At 52.8% G+C, this 16093-nt stretch carries 16 protein-coding genes and 1 pseudogene; 2 read left to right on the top strand and 15 right to left on the bottom strand.

Features of this window, described 5'->3' with window-relative positions; translation table 11 throughout:
- Positions 1 to 52: 52 nt before the first annotated feature.
- Together J3352_RS13175 and J3352_RS13170 are read right to left on the bottom strand one after the other, a co-directional pair.
- Positions 53 to 4405, bottom strand: a pseudogene (locus tag J3352_RS13175) (DEAD/DEAH box helicase family protein); the annotation flags it as partial.
- 161 nt (positions 4406 to 4566) lie between these two features.
- Entirely contained in the window at positions 4567 to 4920 is a 354-nt protein-coding gene (locus tag J3352_RS13170) for a TnpV protein (protein ID WP_156067435.1), read from the bottom strand.
- Here J3352_RS13170 and J3352_RS13165 point away from each other — a divergent pair.
- Positions 4904 to 5773 (top strand): hypothetical protein, encoded by an 870-nt coding sequence (locus J3352_RS13165; RefSeq protein WP_156067437.1) that lies wholly within the window; start codon positions 4904 to 4906, stop codon positions 5771 to 5773. The two genes, J3352_RS13170 and J3352_RS13165, sit on opposite strands and share 17 nt — an antisense overlap.
- Positions 5774 to 5775: 2 nt before the next feature.
- Here J3352_RS13165 and J3352_RS13160 read toward each other — a convergent pair whose 3' ends face one another.
- From J3352_RS13160 to mobQ, 13 genes are all read right to left on the bottom strand, one after another.
- Positions 5776 to 5937, bottom strand: a complete 162-nt coding sequence (locus J3352_RS13160) for a hypothetical protein (RefSeq protein WP_165852876.1) — start codon at positions 5935 to 5937, stop codon at positions 5776 to 5778.
- Positions 5938 to 6019: 82 nt separating this feature from the next.
- Positions 6020 to 6349: a hypothetical protein gene (locus J3352_RS13155; protein WP_097778305.1), complete on the bottom strand. Its 330-nt coding sequence runs from the start codon at positions 6347 to 6349 to the stop codon at positions 6020 to 6022.
- Between the two features lie 61 nt (positions 6350 to 6410).
- Positions 6411 to 7196, bottom strand: a complete 786-nt coding sequence (locus J3352_RS13150) for a hypothetical protein (protein ID WP_243137867.1) — start codon at positions 7194 to 7196, stop codon at positions 6411 to 6413.
- A 171-nt stretch (positions 7197 to 7367) separates the two neighbouring features.
- A complete protein-coding gene (locus tag J3352_RS13145; RefSeq protein ID WP_005921747.1) occupies positions 7368 to 8090 on the bottom strand; it encodes an AAA family ATPase in 723 nt (240 codons plus the stop codon).
- Positions 8091 to 8123: 33 nt separating this feature from the next.
- Positions 8124 to 8510, bottom strand: a complete 387-nt coding sequence (locus J3352_RS13140; protein WP_156067441.1) for a DUF2500 domain-containing protein — start codon at positions 8508 to 8510, stop codon at positions 8124 to 8126.
- A 1-nt stretch (position 8511) separates the two neighbouring features.
- Complete coding sequence (locus J3352_RS13135) at positions 8512 to 8859, bottom strand: DUF6054 family protein (protein WP_015536784.1); 348 nt, start codon at positions 8857 to 8859, stop codon at positions 8512 to 8514.
- A 172-nt stretch (positions 8860 to 9031) separates the two neighbouring features.
- A complete protein-coding gene (locus J3352_RS13130) occupies positions 9032 to 9235 on the bottom strand; it encodes a transposon-transfer assisting family protein (RefSeq protein ID WP_015536785.1) in 204 nt (67 codons plus the stop codon).
- Positions 9225 to 9740: a YodL domain-containing protein gene (locus J3352_RS13125; RefSeq protein ID WP_149794199.1), complete on the bottom strand. Its 516-nt coding sequence runs from the start codon at positions 9738 to 9740 to the stop codon at positions 9225 to 9227. Before J3352_RS13125 ends, J3352_RS13130 begins: the two co-directional genes overlap by 11 nt.
- An 8-nt stretch (positions 9741 to 9748) precedes the next feature.
- Positions 9749 to 10636, bottom strand: coding sequence for an LPD16 domain-containing protein (locus J3352_RS13120; RefSeq protein ID WP_117930564.1), 888 nt, complete (start codon positions 10634 to 10636; stop codon positions 9749 to 9751).
- A complete protein-coding gene (locus J3352_RS13115; protein WP_304999671.1) occupies positions 10636 to 11292 on the bottom strand; it encodes a DNA topoisomerase in 657 nt (218 codons plus the stop codon). Before J3352_RS13115 ends, J3352_RS13120 begins: the two co-directional genes overlap by 1 nt.
- Before the next feature lie 40 nt (positions 11293 to 11332).
- Positions 11333 to 11509 carry a transposon-encoded TnpW family protein gene (locus J3352_RS13110; RefSeq protein WP_156067445.1) on the bottom strand — a complete coding sequence of 59 codons (177 nt, stop codon included), beginning with the start codon at positions 11507 to 11509 and terminating at the stop codon, positions 11333 to 11335.
- Positions 11510 to 11615: 106 nt separating this feature from the next.
- Entirely contained in the window at positions 11616 to 13481 is a 1866-nt protein-coding gene (locus J3352_RS13105; protein ID WP_156067447.1) for an AAA family ATPase, read from the bottom strand.
- Between the two features lie 12 nt (positions 13482 to 13493).
- Positions 13494 to 15065 (bottom strand): MobQ family relaxase, encoded by a 1572-nt coding sequence (gene mobQ, locus J3352_RS13100; RefSeq protein ID WP_347563004.1) that lies wholly within the window; start codon positions 15063 to 15065, stop codon positions 13494 to 13496.
- A 99-nt stretch (positions 15066 to 15164) separates the two neighbouring features.
- Here mobQ and J3352_RS13095 point away from each other — a divergent pair, with 99 nt between their 5' ends.
- Positions 15165 to 15977: a PD-(D/E)XK nuclease family transposase gene (locus tag J3352_RS13095; protein WP_055192377.1), complete on the top strand. Its 813-nt coding sequence runs from the start codon at positions 15165 to 15167 to the stop codon at positions 15975 to 15977.
- The last annotated feature ends 116 nt before the right edge of the window (positions 15978 to 16093 follow it).

Raw genomic sequence — 16093 nt, 5'->3', positions numbered from 1 at the left:
GGTGCTTTTCGTCCTTGCTGTCAACAAGGGCTTATGCACAACGTTTCGCACGGTTCTTGTAAAAATGGCTCTCGTCCACAAAAAGCCTGTCAACGCCCAGTTGTTCAAAGGTAATTACATCGTCTTTACGCTCATCGGAGCGCAGTTTTTCCAGCTTGGTTTCCAGCGTTTTCCGGGTCTTTTCCATCTGCTTGATGGAGAAATTCTCACCTGCGTGGACTTTCAGCTCATTGATGGCGGCAAGGGTCTCGTAGATCTGCTCCTGAATAATGCGCTCCTGCCGTTCAAAGGACAGTGGGATGCGCTCAAACTGCGAATGGCCGATGATGACGGCATCATAATCGCCGGTGGCGATGCGGGCACAGAATTTTTTGCGGTTGGCAGTCTCAAAGTCCTTGCGCCGTGCCACCAAAAGTTTTGCATTGGGGTAGAGGTTCAGGAACTCCGAAGCCCACTGCTCTGTCAAATGGTTGGGCACCACAAAGAGGGATTTCTGGCACAGCCCCAGCCGTTTTGCTTCCATGGCAGATGCCGCCATTTCGTAGGTCTTGCCCGCACCAACTTCGTGTGCAAGCAGCGTGTTACCGCCATAAAGCACATGGGCGATGGCATTTCGCTGGTGTTCCCGGAGGGTGATCTCCGGGTTCATGCCCACGAATTTGATGTGGGAGCCATCGTATTCACGGGGTCTGGTGCTGTTGAACAACTCATTGTACTGTTTTACCAGCGCAATGCGCCGCTGGGGGTCCTGCCAGACCCAGTTGGCAAAAGCATCCTTGATGACCTGCTGTTTCTGCTGCGCCAGCATGGTCTCCCGTTTGTTCAGCACACGTTTGGGCTTGCCCTCGGCATCCTCGATGGCATCGTAGATGCGGACGTCTTTCAGATTCAGAGTTTCCTCCAAAATCTTGTAGGCGTTGGCACGGGATGTGCCGTAGGTTTCAGAGGAGATAATATCGCCCCGTCCGGTGGCAGTTTTGCCTTCTACACGCCATTCTGCGGTATAAGGAGAATATCTCACCTTGACTGCATGGCGCAGATAGTAGGGGATCTGGAAGGTCTCGGTCATAAACTTTTGAATGATTTCAGGTGCAAGCCATGTGGCACCCAACCGCACATCAATTTCGGAGGCTTCCAATTCTCTGGGCTGCGCCTTGGTCAGCGCATCCACATTGACGGCAAATTCCGGGTTGGTCTCGGCGGCAAACTGCGCCATCCGCAGCTTTGCCCGGACATCGCCGGACAGGTACTCGTCTGCCATCTGCCAGCCCGCTTCCGGGTCGGTGGGGTCGGCGGCAGGGTCCTTGAAGATCACGCCGGACAACTCTGCGGTGATGCGCCCATAGTCACCGGGAGTACCCAGCAGTTCTGCCATATAGGGCAGATCTACTTTGCCGTGTTCCCCGATGGACACCGCCAACGCTTCGCTGGGGGTATCCACGCTGGTGACAACACGCTCTGGCCGAATCGTCCGCTTGGTGAACATATCTGCCTTGGACTTAAGATTTTTATTCTCGTCCAGATTCTCCAGTGAGCAGAGCAGATAGTAGGAACTGTCATCATCGAACAGGCGTGCGTTTTTCTTGTCGTTAATCAGGCCGTATTTTGCGGCAAAGGCATCATAGGCGGCATTCAACTTGGCCTGCGATGCCTTAATGTCCTCGTCCGGGTAGTCGTTCAACTGTTGGTCAATCAGTTCGTTGACAATCTGGCGCAACTCCACCATACCAGCTACACGGCCTTTGGCGTTGTCGGACAGTTCCACCTGCGTCATCACGGAATTTTCCCGGTAGAAAACTTCGCCGTCCACTACGGTATAGGAGAAGTTCTTGACCTCCGGGTCGGCAGGCAGGGTGCGCCGGGCGGCTTCTTCTTCGGCAATGTCGGGAGTGTCCACCTCGGCGGCGGTGTACTGCCCCTCGATGTGCTGCACCGCTTCTGCAAGCTGGTCGGCAAGGCTGATGCCCTCAAGGGGCGCAACCGTCAGTTCCTCTCGTCCGTACTGGGTGCTTTCGGTGGAGAGTACGCCCAGAACCATCTCCGGGTGGTCCACAAAATACTGGTTGATGGCAAAGCCATCCTCGGTCTTGCCCAACTGCACCCAGTCCGGCTCATGGTCAATGGGGCGGTCACGTTTTTGCAAAAAGATAATGTCGCTGACAACATCCGTGCCAGCATTGGCACGGAAAGCGTTATTGGGCAGGCGGATAGCACCCAGCAGATCGGCACGTTCTGCCATGTGCTTGCGGGCGGTGCTGTCCTTGCTGTCCATGGTGTAGCGGCTGGTCACAAAGGCAATTACGCCGCCCGGACGCACTTGGTCGATGGCCTTGGCGAAAAAGTAGTTGTGGATGCTAAAGCCAAGTTTGTTGTACGCCTTATCGTTGACCTTGTACTGACCAAAAGGCACGTTGCCCACCGCTAAATCGTAGAAATCACGGCGGTCGGTGGTCTCAAAACCGGCAACGGTAATGTCAGCCTGCGGGTACAGTTTTTTCGCAATGCGCCCGGTGATAGAATCCAGCTCTACGCCGTACAAACGGCTGTCTGCCATGCTGTCCGGCATCATACCGAAGAAGTTTCCCACGCCCATGGACGGCTCCAGAATGTTGCCGGACCGGAAGCCCATGCGCTTCACAGCATCGTAGATACCACGGATGACGGTGGGGCTGGTATAGTGGGCGTTCAGGGTACTGGAACGGGCGGCAGCGTATTCATCCTCGGAAAGCAGTCCTTTCAGTTCTGCGTATTCCTTTGCCCAACTATCTTTGCTCGGGTCAAAGGCATCTGCCAAACCGCCCCAGCCCACATATTGCGAAAGTACCTGCTGTTCCTCGGCAGTGGCACCCCGGTGCTCCTCTTCCAGCTTGAACAGGGTACGGATAGCTTCGATGTTCCGGGCGAATTTCTGTTTGGGGCCTCCGACACCCAAATCATCATCCGTGATGTGGAAGTTCCCGGCAAGTTCAAGTGTGGATCGTTCCGGTTCAACTGCATCCAGAGTAGGTGATTTTGAGCCAATCGTCTGGATCACAATATCATAAGGCATACGGTTTTCTTCAGCGGGGTATATGGCAACCGTTTTTACAGTATCATCTGGCTGCGTAGTAACCTGTTCGTTCTGCCGCAAGCCCTCCTCGAATTGTTGCTTATTGACAACTTCGTTATCCCATGACTGCCCGTGCGCACTGGTGTCGATGCGCACATCCGTTTCACCCACATAGCCAACTTTCCCCTCAATAGTTCGAGTGGGGAGTTCGACCACAACATTGTCACCGACCTTGTAATCGGGCAGGGGGGATTCCATCATATCCTGCTCCTCGTACAACTCCCGGACAAGCGCCAGCGGTTCCTCCCGGAAAACTGGTATCCGCATTTCTGCCAGTGCCACATCTTGCAGGGTCACGCTGCCCTTATCGAAGTTGACCGTATCCACCCGGAAGGAATGCCCCTCCATGTGGACGATAGCACCCAGCGGAAGATAATCTTCCCGGCGCAGATACCTGGTTTGGTAATGGGTGCCGTCCTCATTCAGCCCGGCAAGATAGACGGTCTCGCCGCGCTGCCACAGCTGTTTGGCACGGTACACCCATTGGTCGCTGGGGAAGCCGGTGACAGGAACGATGCCCAGTGCTGTTTCTTTTTCCAGAAGTTTGCCGCCCAGAAGTTCGCAGACTTTTTGTGCATCATCTGCGTAAAACTCAAACTGCCCGTTCTGCTCAAAGCCTACCAGCGCATCCGGGTGCTGTTCCTTCAGAGCGTTGTACTCGGTGGCGGCATCCAACGGTAGCAGTGCTGGGCGTTCGTCTGCTTTGCTGTGGTAATGCTCCAGTTCCTCGTCCGTAACGCTGACCAGTTCGGAGAAATCCAGTGCTTCCAACTCTGTTTCGGTCAGATCTTCCAGACTTTCGTACTGTCGCTCGTCGATCAACACCTCGCCCAGATACCGCTCCACACGGTATCCCACCAAATCCACATTAACTTGAATGGGAATCTCCTCGTCTGTGGCGTTGGTGTAGGCGATGCCGATCTTGGACAAATTGGAGAAGTCCGGTTCAGAATCATATCCCTCCAGACAGAAATCCCGGATCAGGTTTTTGGCATGAGTCAAGGTAGCATCTGGTTCTACGGTGATGGGCACAGGGGGCGTGTAATGCTCCTTCTCCTTGTCCGTCAGGTAGCGGTCGGACTGAATCATCAGGTCGATATACTTTTCCACCTGTGCCCATTTCAGGGTGATTTTCTGGTGGTCAGGATAGTGGTCAAATTCCAGCCCCTTCCAGTCATGGTTGACGAATCCCCTGCTGCCGTCCAGAAAATCATGGGAGTGCCCACCAGTGCCGTACTCTTTTGCCAACGCTTTGGCACGGAGATTGCGGTCTGGCTGGGTCTGGTACAGTGCCATAATGCGCTGCTTACCGCCCTCAAATCCTGAGCCATGCTTACGCAGTTCGTTCTCAATTTCCGCTTGAGATAACGAAAAAGCGGAGGGCGTTTTTTCGCTCTCCGCTTGGTCGATTTTTTCAATTTGCTGGACTTCGGTGGGAATGTGGGCATCAAAGAAACTTAACTGTAAATCAGTTCGTTCAGCACCAGTTCCTCGGCCTGCGCTTTCAGGCTGTTCATGTGCTGCACCCATGCCATCTGATTCTGCTCCTTGTCCGGGACCGGGTTCTGTTTCAGAAGCTGCGCCATGGTCTGCTGCATCCGGTTCTCTGCCGTCTGCTCCACCTCCATCAGGTGCGGGTACAGGCTCCCGTTCAGGAGCATCGTGTGGTACAGCACCGGGCGTTGCTCCTTCAGGTACGTCCGGCGCAGCCTGCCGTACTTGCCCAGCGGCTTCCGGGGCTGGTTCAGGGTCAGGTTCGGGAGAAGGTAATCCCCGGTCTGCGTGTAGTTCAGATTGCTGTTCGTATTCATATTGGCTCCTTTCTGCATTACGGCGGCGAATGGTTGTTTTTACGGTGCGCTCAATGTTCCGCAGCACCTCCCGGCTCATGTCGCTGACTGCTGCGCCGAGGGCGTAGACACTATCCGGGGTAGAGAAATTGTAGATTGCCTGAAAATCGTCCTTGTCGAACCACCCTGCCGGCTCAAAGCCGCAGCGTTCCAGCAGCGTGTAGGTGACGCTGATGGCGGCGGCAGACTTGAACTGCATCTCCACCCCGGCTTCATCATAATCCATCAAGAGCGAACCGTCAACGATGGCACGAATGTCGCCGCCGTTGTTGTCCCAGTAATCCGCCACCAGTTTCCCGGCAACATCGGCAAGCTGCTGGCTTACACGCTCTCCGCTGATGCCGTAGGTGGCGGCGAGCATTTCCGAAACAGGCTGTTTCAGGTCATCGTTGTACTGCCACACCTCCGGATCACGGGAATTGCGGCGCACCCCGGTGTCGCTTACGTCAAAGACGTAATGCAGGCGCGGAAATCCGCTGGATTCGTCCAGCAGGGCGATGCCCTTGGCACCTCGGCGCACATAGCGGTTCATCCGGTTGTTCCAGATGTCGAAGTCGGCGCAGGCGGTGGCATCCGGGCGCTGGGCGTAGATCATGAGCTGGTCCGCAAAAGGGTACTTGTACAGCCGGGACGCAGTGGTCAGGTAATCCGTCCAGCTTTCCCAGTATCGGGTCAAGCCGTTGGCCGTGCGCTGGGCAAGGGCGAGATATTCTTCGGTTTTGCTTGGCATTTTGGCCTCCTTTTTCAGATTTTAGGGTATAAAAATAGCGGGCAACCGTTTTGGGGTTGCCCGCTGGAAAGTGTATCGAGATAAGATTATTTGCTATTGCCCTTTATGTACTTCATAACGCAGCACCCCATCACGATGACGGGAAGCACGGTTCGTAAACCGAGGTCGCCGACCCGCACATTTACATCAATCACAAGCCCTGCAAACCATGCCGCTAAAGTGAAAACAGTTGCCCAACCGTAACTCATAGAACTGTACTCCTTCATATGTGAATATTCAAAACTTTCTTCTCAGCTTCAGCTTTCATAGCTGCCCGCAAGGAACTTACATTTATTCGACTCGAATGTTTACCGGATTCAGTGTAAGGTTACCTCCGCCCGCCACCTTATACCATTTGCCTCTTTCGAGTTTGATTCTTTCCGTTACGCCCTGTGTAATATATCCGATTCTGTATTTTTCTCCAGTCTCTACATCGGTAAAGACCACCTCAGTATCACAATCACCGCTCACTTTTACAGTTCCCCAAAGTGGCTGTATTTGTTCTGTCTTTATGGTGCCCTCATCGTTTGAAAGGGTGAAAGTATGGCTTCTCTGAATATTGATATAAATCGCCACCAGAAAAACCGTTGCCAGACATAAAGCAAACCTTCTTGTTTTCATCGAAACACCTCCTGTAAATTCGGTTTTATCGAATCATATCACATAAGCGGACTCTTCAAACTTACAGTTCAGTTTCCACTGCAAGCTGCTCCTGCTTCTCTTTTTCGTCAGCGATTTGGACATCAACATCTTCGCGCATCTTTTTCAGAAGTGCGAGGACTCGCTTGATTTGACCTTTGGTATTCTCCACTCTGCTCTGTGCCTGATTGATGTGATCCAGAACTGCCCAGTCTGCAAAGAGGCCGTCAAAGAAGAAATCCGCAAATTTCAAAAAGCTGTCCACCGTAACCTGAAGGTCTGCGGTGATCTCAACATCAGCAAGCTCAGTTTTGAACCGCCGCAGTTCCACTTGAAGCTGTTCGATTTGTTTCTGCGCATCGTCCAGTTCCTCATACTTGGCAAGATCGGCCATCAAACCGCCGCCCATTACGTCCCATGTACTCCAGCCCTCGGCATTGTCGAGGGTTTCGAGAACTTCGTTGACCGTATGCAAGGCAGTCTTTCCTGCGTTGATGGCTTCCAGCAGCTCCCGCTTTTGAACTTTCAGTGCGGCAATGCGGCTTTCGCTTTCCGCAAGCTGCTGTGCGGCAGGGTGGGCAGAGACTTTGATGCTTTTGATTTTTTCGGAAAGAGCAGCTTGATACTGACTTTCGCAATCGGACAGCCGTGCCAGTCTATTTTGAATCTGCTTCAAGTCGGCATCAACGGAAGAAAGATCATGGAGAGCCGCATCGTACTTGACGCGGGCTGCATAGGCTTCCTGCCGTTCTTTGTCCAGCTTTTCATCCATTTTTCCAATCACTTGATAGAAAAATGCGGCAAGGCTGTGTCCCTCCAGACGGTCCACATCAGCCTGCTCTGCCAGCTTGGATTTTTCCAGCTTTTTCAGGCAATCAGCAAGCGTATCTCTCTGGGCGGTCAGTTCTTTCTGTTTTGCTTCGCAGCTTTTCTTTTCAGCGACCTGCTGCCAAAGCTCTTTCAACGTAGAATCACTCATATGGAATGTCCTTTCCCGGCATTACGTTTCTTCGTTCAGAAGCTGGTTCAAAAAATGCTGCCGATTATTTACAAATGTTTTGGTGATAACGTAGCTGTCCGTATCTTCATACTGACAAGGATGAATCGTGCCATTGTCGAAGCTAAAAATCTCAGCATCAGGCATTCCGAGGAGAATGGGTGAATGTGATACGATAATGAATTGCGCCCCTTCTTGGGCACACCGATAAATGTTGATCAGTAACGTGAGCTGCCGCTGCGGGGATAAAGCGGCTTCCGGCTCGTCAAAAATATAGACTCCATCTGCACCCATGTAGTCCTGCGCAATGGCGAGGAAACTTTCACCGTGTGATTTTTGGTGATAGCCTTTGGAGGGATGATCGTCATCGGAATAGTCGATTTCCTTGGTGGCTACATTATAGAAACTCTCTGCTCGGAGAAAATACCCGAACTTTGGTCTGCGATACCCCTTGGAAATCGTCATAGCCTCACATAGTTCCGAATGGGAGTTGTATGTGGAAAATGAATAGTTCTTCGTTCCACCCTCTGCGTTGAAGCCGTAAGCAACAGCGATTGCTTCCAGAAGCGTAGATTTTCCACTTCCATTTTCGCCAACAAAGAACGTAATGGGCTTATGGAATGTAAAAGTGTCGATTCCACTGATGGCAGGAATCTGACGAACATAATTGTATGGGCGAACTCTGTTCCAGTCGATGGTCAGCCCTTGGATAAACAAATCGTTCATACAGCACTCCATACTATATAATGTAAGAAACACTTAGCTCCGCTCAAACCCAAGATAGCGGGTGCCCTGAAAACTCAGCTTTCCGATGTCGCCCTGCACGAGCAGACCATAATCGCTTCCGTCCACTTCAAATTCCATCCGGTCGCCGCTCTCCACCTGAAAAGTCACATAGTACGATGTAAATGTGCTAGTGTCGTATCCGTGCGCACCGGACATATCTCCGGCATTGGCACTGCTGGAATGCGCAACATCGGTGCGCTTTGCTACCACTGTTGCCGGAACGGTAAGCCGCGGCGAGTGGTTGTTTTTGTTCCATGTGCGGAGATTTGAAATTAGAGCAAAGAAAAACATTCCAATAAAAAGCAGGAACAGGATTGGGAAAATGAAGCTGAATATAGCGTCAAACCATCCAAAAAACATTTTACTCCTCCAAAATTTCTTCCAGCAGGTCTTTTACATCGTTCAGAAAAGATTCTTCTCCGAGGGTGTTCACCTTGAAGAACACCGCTTGACTGCCTCCTGCGGTGATGGCAGACAGCCGAACCGGACTGTCCGCATTCTGGAACATGGTCAGAGTCAGACTCAGGCGGTTGCCGCCCATCATGCTGTACCGTTCAAACACCCGGACACTGCACCGAGCATCGCCCTCTTTGAAATCACTGCCTGCCTCCAAATCTGCAGACCAACTGCTGTCTGGAATTTCATTTTCCAGCTTCCGAAGCAACTTGTCAAAGTTTTTGTTTCGGATGGTCTTTTCAAAGATTGCCATAATGGTTCCTCCGTTCTGACAATAAAATTCAGTCCCTTAATCTTGATACGAGCAGAGCCACGGGAAAATTGCGGAGAAATCGCTTGAAGAGAGGAATTTTGTCTGATTTGATTATAGCATATCTTTTGGAAGAACAAAATACTTTATGTACGCCGCCCGCAGGCGGCAAAAATCAGTCCGGGGGAAATTCCAGTTCGGCAAACTCCGCATCGGTCAGCAGCTTCAGCTTTTCGATAACCCCCTCCGACAGTTCCCGCAGGGCAGTTTCATCGGGCATCAGGTAGCACTGCATGAGCCGCAGTTCGTGGACAAGCCCCATCCGGGTGCCGGTGTTGTAGAGCATCATCAGCATCAGTTCCTCATGGTTAAAGTTCATGTTCAGCCCTCACTTTCCGGCATACCGTGGGATTGCACTCCGGGGCATCGCACTTTTCCTTTAGATTCATCAGCACCGAAGGGCGTTCCGGCTGCTTGTCCAGAAACCCCGGCAGTTCCTTGAAGCCGATGCTGTCCACATAATGCACAGATATCTCGCCATTGCGTTTGAGTGCAATCACATCGCTGACGGACAGGCTGTGCCCCTCAAAATCCTGCGGACGGGAGAGGTTGAACATCTGAAACAGTTCTTCCAGAACCTCGTTGTCCGGCACATCCTGCCACATGGCGGGCAAATCAGCATAGTAGGTGACCTCATAATGCTCCGGGTCTGGCGTTTTGCCCCGACGATGCAGTTCCCGCATGGAAGCAAATCTTTCATCGAGGTTTTTTTCGTCATGCCGCAGCTGCATCACCATATAAACATCGCACCCTGCGTTCAGAAACTTCTGCGGGATGTCCGTCATGGGTTCACCGTCAAAATTCTGATCCCATTTTTGCTGCATCGTCCACCTCACAGTTCCGGTGCAGAACGTGCAGAGGATTTTGGCGCAGACGTATCACTTGCCAGTTCTGCCAGCTTTTCCAGTGTGGAAGGGCGATGGTCTGCACTCAGTTCCTCGGCTTCCGCAACTTTATCCATGACGGCATCGTAGTCCTGCAACAGCCGCCGCCCCTTTTCCATGTGGTGTGCTTCCAGAATCTGCTCACGGGCTTCCTGAATGGTCAGTTCCGGGGCATCCAATTGCCCGCCGTCCATCACGGAAAAATCGCTGTGGTAAATGGTGTAGTCCCATCCATCCTCACAGGACTGGATGGCAAGATAACCTTTGCCACCCAGTTCCCATGCGGCCTGCTCGTCCTGTGTCTGAATTTCGGGGTAGAAGTCGGCATGGTTCCGCTCCATGACCTCGGCAAACTGGCAGATGTGGAACACATTGCCCAGACCGCCCATGTCAAAGTGATAATCATCCAGATGTTCCACCCGTGCCGTAAAACTGCGCCCATCCGGGTAATCCACCTGAATCACGCCGCCATCTGGAATGCGATAGAGGTCATCATAGTGGCTGTTGATGAGACGAATATCCTTCGGCAGCGTTTCCGGCTCCCAGATGCGCCGTCTGCCGATGCCCGCCTGCGGGATGTTTTCGAGGATCTGTACGCTTTCCTGTTGGATGACCTTGCGGTCATCGTCCGAAAGTTCAAACAGATACCAGTTCCGGGCGGCAGAAATGGCGTTCCTGCCATCGGGCGGCAGGTTCTTTTCCGAGATCTGCCCGCTTTCCAGCGGCTCACCAGTTACCTTGTTGTAGGTGGCAAAGCCGACTCCTGCACCGTTTTCCCGGAGGTGGAGATAGCGTTCATCGTTGATAAGGTAAACCGCTTCTTTTTTCTGCTCCATCAGCACCCACCTTCAAATTCCAGCGAAAACTTGCTGCGGCCATCAGCTTCACAGGACAGCAGCACGGTGGCATTGTAGGTCTTGCCCTTGGCGCTCTTGCAGTCCTTCAGCCGGACCCGACCATCCCGCAGCAGCTTGTCCACCATGCGACCATCCAGATGTTTCCCCAGACGCTTGAAATAGGCGTTATCCTTCCACAAAGCGAAGCGGCACTCCCGGTTCTCACAGAACCAGCCCTTCTCACGCTCGACAACATTTGCACCACAGTTCGGACAGACACCAATAATCTTGCTTTTCATAAGTGCATTCGCTCCTTTTTTCATTTCCGTGTTCTTTACCAGTTCGGTAATCATCGTATTGATCTCAGTCATAAATTCACCCGGCTCCATTTCGCCACGCTCGATTTGCAGCAGCTTTGTTTCCCAATCGGCGGTCATTTCCGGGGATTGGATTTCTTCGGGCATTACGGTAATAAGGGCTTTGCCCTTGTCGGTAGGCAACAGCACCTTGGTTTTCTTGTTGCCCCTGCGTTCCAGAAAGCCCTTCTGCACCAGCTTCTCGATGGTGGCGGCTCTGGTTGCCGGGGTGCCGATGCCCTGACGCTCCACGCCCTCCGGCATACTGTCCACACTGGCGGTTTCCATAGCGTGCAGCAGGGTGTCCTCTGATTAGAGTTGTCAAGGTGGGAAGTGGATTTTAACCACATTTCTTTTTCAGGTCGGCAATGATAAGCCGCTTCACCTTGCTCTCAGCGGTTTCTATGCTGTCGTGATTAAAAAACACGCTCACCAGATAGGTGGTACGGCCATCCTTCGTCTTAAAAGACCCGTCAGGGGTGAGGTTCTTGTTTTCGGGCACTTTCACATTTTCCATTCAATTCCTCCTTAAATCGTCATTTTCCCAATTTGGCTGGCAGACTGGCAACTGTGGGTGTACCATGATTTTCTTGCCAGCCAAAATTTTCTGCCAGTCAAATGGTTTATTCCATCCAAAAGACCTTTTTGCGACCTTCCACGATCTTGCTTTTCAGGGCATCGCCCAGTTCCCGTTTGGCATCCCGGACGGTTCTGCCGGGGATGCCCCTTTCCAGAGCCGCCTTGTCGATGTCCTCGCTGAACACCTGCTTTCCTCCGGCAAGCAGGGTGCAGATCAGGTCTTTGGCTTGCTGGGTCTTGGTTTCCCGCTGCGGCTCAATGCCGGACAGCATCTCGTCTGCGGTAATGTCGTACTCACCGACCCATCGGAAGCCGCCCTCGTCCCCCAGAGAGAACGCCAGCGACACGCCCGGCGGGGCAAGGGAACTTTTCTCGTGGGTCAGGATGCGCATGGTCGGGTCGTGCTTCAGCTTGCCGATAAACATGACGCTGCGCACGGCGGCTGCAATGTCGATGGAGCCGAGACCTCGCTGTAAGCTCTGCATTCCGGCGGCTTTGTTCAGATGCCCAATCAGCAAAATAGCGCAGCCTGTTCGCTGCGCTACCTGTCCCAGCCGCATGAAGATGGGCCGGACTTCGTTTGCCCGGTTCATGTCCACGTCGGCACCGAGATACGCCTGAATCGGGTCGATGATGACCAGTCGGGCGTTGTTCTCGACAATGGCTTTTTCAATTCGTTCATCGGAGAGCGTCAGCCGCACATCGCTGTCGTCAATGACCAGCACCCGGTCAAGGTCTGCACCGGCTTCGATCAGGCGGGGCTTGACCGTATCGCCCAGACCGTCCTCGGCAGTCTGGTAGATCACGTTGAAAGGTTCCATGCGCTCCATGTTGGGCAGCAGCTTTCCATTGGTGCAGGCAGCTGCAAGGTGCATGGCAAAGTAGGTCTTGCCCTCGCCCGGATTGCCTTGCAGCACGCTGAGCTTTCCAAAGGGCAGATACGGCTTCCAGAGCCATTCCACCGGAGTCAGTTCCACATCGCTCATGCGGATGATCTTCACCGTTTCCGGTTTTGACGGTTCTTTCAGCACGATGCTTTTGAAATAATTGCGGTTCGGGATCTCTGCCCGGTGCACCAGAACATCGTTCCAGTCCTTCATGCAGGGCTGGATGCGGGTCACGCTCACGGTGTCCGGCAGCAGAGCAGCCAGACGCTTGCAGGCATCCTCTCCGGCTTTGTCTGCATCCAGACAAAGGAACACCCGCTCCATGTCCGGACGTTCTGAGAGAAACTGCCGCAGCGCCTTGCCCGACACCCCGCCCAGCGACAGATAATTGTGCTGCTGCCAGTTTTTCGGGAACAGTTCGATGAAGGACAGCAGGTCGATGGGCGCTTCAAAGACCAGCAACTGCTTGTCGGTGCCGCGATGGGCAAAGCCAAATGCCTTTTCTGCACCGGCTGCATCCTGCCGAAACCTTTCCCGAATCCCACGGCTGCTTGCGTAGCGGGGACGCCCGTCTGCATCCCGCCCCACAAAGACCACGTTGTGGTGGGTGGCGTCTTCGTAAATATCTCCGGCAGCGATGAAGAAGTTCACCAGCGAGGGACTGAGTTTCCGTTCCTGTGTCAGATAGTTCAGGATGTTGGCGTTGGTGACGTTCCGCAGCGGCAAGCGAAACGCCGGAGAGGAGGCGGGGTCAGCCTCCGGCTGGGCTTCGCCCGGCTCTCCGGTCAGCATCTGCACCGCTTCGGGGAAGGACTTGCCGTAAAATTCCATCACGAAATCCACCGGAAAGCCGCCCTTGCTCTGGCTGTGCCGGAACCATTTGTTGCCGCAGACGGTCAGGCTGTCGTGGGCTTTCCAGCGGTACTCTTTTCCGCTGCGCACCAGCGTTTCGCCCTGCGCCCGGAGAAATTTTTCCAGATCCACCGCATTGGCTTTGTCGATCTGGGCTTGAGTGTAGGTCATGTTGCTCCCTCCTTAAAGCTCCTGTGTGTGATTTTTCGCTTCCGTTTTTATTACAGACTGTGCTGCCTTGGCTTCTTCCAACTTTTTCAGCACCGATTCCTTTTCCGGGGTCTTGCCGCCCGGTACAGAAAGCTGCTGCTTATTCAGCACCATGTCGATATACTTGCGGATATTTTTCAGGGCAGAGACATCCGGCTGCAAGGTTTCCAGTTGGGTACGCAGTTCTGCGCTGCTGGATTGCAGCGCAGAAAATTCGGCATCCAATGCCGAAAAATCTACCGCTGTGCTGCCGTTCAGTTTCATCAGAGTGCGGACAGCTTTATTAAAGGTGTCCAGCTCCTCTTTGTGCTGGGCGGCATAAGCGTCCTTGGTCAGCTTGAAGTTCTTCTTTATAAAGGTATCGTGGATGGGCTTCAGCTTGGCATGGGCGGCGGCAGCGTCCTTGATCTGGGCGATTGCCCGCATACAGTTTTCGTTCTGCTTCAACTGCCTGCGGAGAGGAGCAGCGGTGTGGTTTAAACTGTCAATGGCTTGGTTCAAGTCCTCAACGGTGTTCAGAGAATGGGCTTTCAGGTAGTCCACAGCCCGTTTGACTTCCTCAAAGTCCCGGACAGTGCATTTCAGTTTTGCCTTGCCAGACCAATCGCCACGCTGTTCGGTGCGGAGGTTGAAGTAATCCACCAGCAGGTCGGACAGCGTGGGTTCTTTCGCCTTTTCCAAAGCGTCCAGAAGAAGTTGCTTCTTTTCGTTCAGGTCTGCGATCCAGCGTTGCAGCCCACGGATGGCGCTGCGGATGGACTGCATCAGGCTGTTGGTTGCACGAATATCCCGGTTCAGATTACCGAGAAAAGTTTCCACTCCACGCTTTTCCATCTGGTGTGCGGCGGGGCCAAGATGGACGGTCGGTATCTGCTGGATGCCCTGCCGCTCAAAGGAGCGCAGGTCAACACGTTCTGGTCTGCCAGCAGCTTCCAGATAGCGGTTGGTGATGGTCTCCCAGCCATGCCGCCAGACCTCGGCGTACTTCTGGTCGTTCCAGTCCACAGTGTTTTCCTTGTGGCACTTCCAGTTGCCGGAAGGGAGCCGGATGCGCTCACCGTTCTCGTCAAGGTCATAAACCTTTCTGGCTTTCGGCAACCACTTGCCGTGTTCGTCCATTGCCCGGATGGTCAGCAGAATGTGGGCGTGTGGGTTTCCATCTCCCTTGTCGTGGATGGCAAAATCGGCAATCATGCCCTTGGAAACAAACTGCTCGTTGCAAAATTCTTTGAGCATGGGAAGATACTGTTCCTTCGGCACCTCTACCGGGAACGCCAGCACGATGCGCCTGGCAAGCTGGGAGTTCCACTGGTTCTCCACGGCTTCCACGGCGTTCCAGAGGGTCGCCCGGTCTGCATATCCGGGCGGCGCATAGGACGGCAGCATGATCTCAGCGTGGACAAGTTCTTTCTTTTTGTTGTAGAATTTCGTTTTCTGGTCGTACTCGCTGAACAGCCGTTCGCCGCTCTGGTAAGCGGCCCCAGCAACAGCGGACTGTCCTTGGCTGCGCTTGACGATGGTGATTTTGAAATGCGGACACGGAATAGGCATCACCCCCTGATGACATTTGAATCGTTCTCTTGTAAAAATCACGGAATTATGGTACTATTATTTTGGATAAGTAAGCAGAAAGCTGGTGAGCCAATGTCGGAAAGAAAATCACAACAGGAACTGGATTTTGAACGGAAACATGAAGAAGATTTGCAGCGGTTGCGTGGCTTGCGGTTGATTGACGATGATTTCATGGCTGCGGTGTTTGAAGAACGTGCTTGTGCTGAGTTCCTTTTGCAAATTATCTTGAAACGTGATGACTTGACCGTTAAAGAGGTCCATGGCCAGTACAGCATTAAAAATCTGCAAGGCCGTTCCGTTCGTTTGGATATTTTGGCGGTAGATCGGGAAAACCGTGCATATAATATTGAGGTGCAGCGCAGTGACCGTGGTGCGAGTGAAAAACGTGCACGGTATAACAGTAGTCTGTTGGATGCAAACCTGACTGATGCGGGCGATGATTACGATGCGCTGAACGAAACATACGTTATCTTTATCACGGAAAATGACGTATTAAAGGCAGGCCTTCCAATTTATCATGTTGACCGTACAGTTCGGGAAACTGGAACGGCTTTCAACGATCAGGCACACATCGTTTATGTGAACTCACAAATCAAGGACGAAACCGCATTAGGAAAACTGATGCACGACTTTTTCTGTACCAACTCTAAGGATATGAATTATTCCATTTTGGCACAGAGGGTTCGTTATTTCAAAGAAGACACGAAGGGAGTGGCAGCTATGTGCAGAGCTATGGAAAAGATGCGGGATGAAACCGAGCATGAAACATCGGTCAAACACGCATTGGCAATGTTGGCAGATGGTGTGCCTTGTGAAAAGGTGGCAAAGTACACCGACCTTTCAATTGAGGAAGTCCGGGCATTAGCTGAAAAGAAATCTGCCTAACAAAAAGATAAGCCGATTGGAAATGTTTCTGTTTCCAATCGGCTTTTTCTATGCGTGTTTTATGGTAGCGGGCAAAAGGACAGCTGCAAAGCAGCGCAAGGAAAATGCAGTTTTCC

It is taken from the genome of Faecalibacterium sp. Marseille-Q4164 (genome assembly GCF_017377545.1).
In the GTDB taxonomy this organism is placed as follows: domain Bacteria; phylum Bacillota; class Clostridia; order Oscillospirales; family Ruminococcaceae; genus Faecalibacterium; species Faecalibacterium duncaniae.
Note: the sequence above shows the minus strand (reverse complement) of the source record. Positions and strands in the feature narration are given on the sequence as shown.

What these genes read in the sequence shown, in the direction of transcription:
- J3352_RS13145 (WP_005921747.1), bottom strand. Translation starts at nt 8,090, where the DNA reads ATGAACGATTTGTTTATCCAAGGGCTGACCATCGACTGGAACAGAGTT.
- J3352_RS13160 (WP_165852876.1), bottom strand. Translation starts at nt 5,937, where the DNA reads ATGAGTTACGGTTGGGCAACTGTTTTCACTTTAGCGGCATGGTTTGCA.
- J3352_RS13105 (WP_156067447.1), bottom strand. Translation starts at nt 13,481, where the DNA reads ATGACCTACACTCAAGCCCAGATCGACAAAGCCAATGCGGTGGATCTG.
- J3352_RS13140 (WP_156067441.1), bottom strand. Translation starts at nt 8,510, where the DNA reads ATGTTTTTTGGATGGTTTGACGCTATATTCAGCTTCATTTTCCCAATC.
- J3352_RS13125 (WP_149794199.1), bottom strand. Translation starts at nt 9,740, where the DNA reads ATGCAGCAAAAATGGGATCAGAATTTTGACGGTGAACCCATGACGGAC.
- J3352_RS13155 (WP_097778305.1), bottom strand. Translation starts at nt 6,349, where the DNA reads ATGAAAACAAGAAGGTTTGCTTTATGTCTGGCAACGGTTTTTCTGGTG.
- J3352_RS13110 (WP_156067445.1), bottom strand. Translation starts at nt 11,509, where the DNA reads ATGGAAAATGTGAAAGTGCCCGAAAACAAGAACCTCACCCCTGACGGG.
- J3352_RS13170 (WP_156067435.1), bottom strand. Translation starts at nt 4,920, where the DNA reads ATGAATACGAACAGCAATCTGAACTACACGCAGACCGGGGATTACCTT.
- J3352_RS13120 (WP_117930564.1), bottom strand. Translation starts at nt 10,636, where the DNA reads ATGGAGCAGAAAAAAGAAGCGGTTTACCTTATCAACGATGAACGCTAT.
- J3352_RS13095 (WP_055192377.1), top strand. Translation starts at nt 15,165, where the DNA reads ATGTCGGAAAGAAAATCACAACAGGAACTGGATTTTGAACGGAAACAT.
- J3352_RS13135 (WP_015536784.1), bottom strand. Translation starts at nt 8,859, where the DNA reads ATGGCAATCTTTGAAAAGACCATCCGAAACAAAAACTTTGACAAGTTG.
- J3352_RS13130 (WP_015536785.1), bottom strand. Translation starts at nt 9,235, where the DNA reads ATGAACTTTAACCATGAGGAACTGATGCTGATGATGCTCTACAACACC.